We start from the raw sequence: 2770 nt of genomic DNA on the forward strand, positions 1-2770 counted from the left end.
CATCGAGGCGGCGGTTTCTTCCAGGTTGGCGGCCTGCTGCTCGGTGCGGCGCGACAGGTCGCTGTTGCCGGAGGCGATCTCGCCGGCGGCCAGGGTGATGCTGGAGGCGCTGGCCTGGATCTGGCCGACGATCTGGGTCAGTTGCGTGACGGTGGTGTTGGCATCGTCGCGCATGCGTGCGAACACGCCCTGGTAGTCGCCGTGCATGCGTGCGGTCAGGTCACCTTCGGCGATGGCCGACAGCAGCTGCGAGAGCTTGCCGAGGTTGTCATCGCTGACCGCCATCATCGCGTTGAGGTTCTCCAGCATCAGGCGGAAATCGTGATCGAAGCGCTGCGCATCGCCACGGAGGCTGAAGTCGCCGGCCGCGGCGGCGCTGGCCAGCTGCTTGATCTCGGCATTGATGCGGCCGAGGTTGGCCTTGACCGTATCAACGGTGGTTGTCATCGCGGCCTTTTCGCCCGGGTAGCGTGCAATGTCGCGGCTGAGATCGCCGACCGCGTATTGCTGCACCACGTCCAGCACGTCGTGCAGGGTCTGCACGTGGCCGCCGACCAGGGCGTTGGTTTCCTGCACCATCAGCCCGTACTCACCGGGGAAGGCGCTGGCGTCGATGCGGTAGCTCAGTTCGCCGCCGTCATGACGGCGCGCCATTTCGCGCTGGCCGGTGATGACCGCATGCAGCTGCTGCTGCATGCCGGCCATGGCCTCCAGCAGGCGGCCGGTTTCGTCGTGCGGCTGCGGGCCGATGTGGCTGTCCAGCTTGCCGCCGGCGATGCCTTCGGCCACGGCGGTGGCCTGCTTCAGCGGCACGGCGATGCGGTTGCCGATGACCCAGCTCAGGGCCAGCACGATCAGCACCAGTACGCCACCAGAGACCGCCATGATGGCGGTGAACACCAGCGCCTGTTTCTGCACGTCGTCCATGTAGACGCCGCTGCTGACCACCCAGTTCCAGGGCGCGAACAGGCCGGCATAGGCGACCTTCTCGACTTCGCCCTTGCTGCCCGGCTTGGCCCAGCGGTAGTTGACGAAGCCGCCGCCGGCGCGAGCCGCTTCGACCTGGTCGTAGTAGATCCGTACGCCGTCGTCGGTGCGGAAGTCCTTCATGTCCTTGCCGACCAGGTCCTTGCGGAACGGGTGCATCAGCAGGCGGTAGCCGGTGTCGTAGATGTTGAAGTAGTAGGTATCGTTCCCGGCGCGCATGACCTCCAGCGCCTGCAGCGCGGCGCTCTTGGCGGCCTCTTCGCTGAGCTCGCCGGTACCGGCCAGGCGGTGGTAGTGCTGCAGGATGCCGTAGCTCAGTTCGACCTGGGTCTTCAGCGCGCTCTTGCGGGTTTCGGTCAGGTCCAGGTATTGCATGCGGGCGGCGATCACCGAGAGCGCGATCACGCCGAGCGCGATGAGCAGCGTCAGCAGGTTGAGCTTGCGCCGGACGGAAAGATTGCGGAAGTAGTGTTGCCAGCGATGCAGGAGATTCATCGAGCAGGACCAGATCGAAGCGGGCGGGCGGCGCCGTGCCGGTCAGCGGCGGGATACGCCGTGACAACCCCGTTATCGGCCGCGCGGGCGGGGGATTGAGGTGCGGTGTCCGAACGTATTCAGGTTTCCTTGCAGCGGCGGCTGCGGCGCTGCCTGCGGCAGGCTTTTGAAGCAACGGCAACGGCAACGGCAACGGCAGTTGGTCGGCTCTGAATTTTCAGTGGGTGGCTGGGTCGGGGTGGGCTGGCGGGACACGCCGTAAACCCGTCCGTGGGGGCTCGATGGCGCCATCCATGGCGCCAACGGTCCTGCCTGCCCACCCCGACCCGGCCCGCCAGGGCTTCACTTCGGCGGACGGCAAGAGCATTGGGTTTCCAGGTGGAAAGAGGGGTCAGATCCGTTTTCCTGCGGAAAACGGATCTGACCCCGGAAGTGACCTGGCTTTTGTCTTTTGCTCTTCTTTCTTCAATCCGGGGTGGACGCGCACGGGAAGTGTCCGTGGCCGGGAGGGTGGGTTGCGCAGGGGCGTGAGCCGCATGGGGTCGAGACATGCCTCGGGCGGGTTGGGCAGGACGCCCAACCCCGGTCTTGCCGTGTGCGCAGGACAGTGCACACGTGCAAGCGGCGACCAAACTTACAGAGACGTACTTGCAGCGTCCCCTGCGCAACCCATCCTCCCGGCCAAACGAAGGAAGTCCGCCGCTCTCAGCGACCACCCCGAGGGGCTTCGCCGTTGGCTGGATAATCAGATACCCCGTAAACAAAAACGCCCCAGCACAGGGCCAGGGCGTTCTCGTAACTCAGGTCAGGCAGGCATCAGAACTCCTGCCAGTCTCCGTCGGCCAGTTCGGTGGCCATCGGGCGACCACCCGCCGTGCGGCGGGCCGGCGGGGCAGCCGGGGCCGGGGCAGCCGGTGCAGCGGCGCGCGGTGCCGGGGTGGTGACGCGCGGGGCGGCGACGACCTCGGCTTCGTCCACCACGAAGATCGACACGGCCTCGCTGAGGTGGCCGGCCTGTTCTTCCATCGCACGTGCGGCGGCGGTGGCTTCTTCCACCAGCGCGGCGTTCTGCTGCGTGGTTTCGTCCATCTGCACCACGGTCTGGTTGACCTGCTCGATGCCGGCGCTCTGTTCCTGCGAGGCGGCGGAGATCTCGGCCATGATGTCGGTCACGCGCTGCACCGAGGCGACGATCTCGCCCATGGTCGCGCCGGCCTTGTGCACCAGCGCCGAGCCGTCGTTGACCTTGCCGACCGAGTCGTCGATCAGGCCCTTGATCTCCTTGGCG

The 2770-nt window shown here is 66.6% G+C and carries 2 protein-coding genes; both read right to left on the minus strand.

The features are described from left to right. On the minus strand, positions 1-1482 hold a 1482-nt coding region (locus AC5P98_RS21875), incomplete at its 3' end, for a cache domain-containing protein (RefSeq protein ID WP_495230216.1). 816 nt (positions 1483-2298) lie between these two features. Beyond that, positions 2299-2770: methyl-accepting chemotaxis protein (locus AC5P98_RS21880; protein WP_495230217.1), on the minus strand; the 472-nt coding region annotated here is incomplete at its 5' end.

The sequence above is a fragment of the Stenotrophomonas sp. YJH_SMC_135 genome (assembly GCF_059372355.1).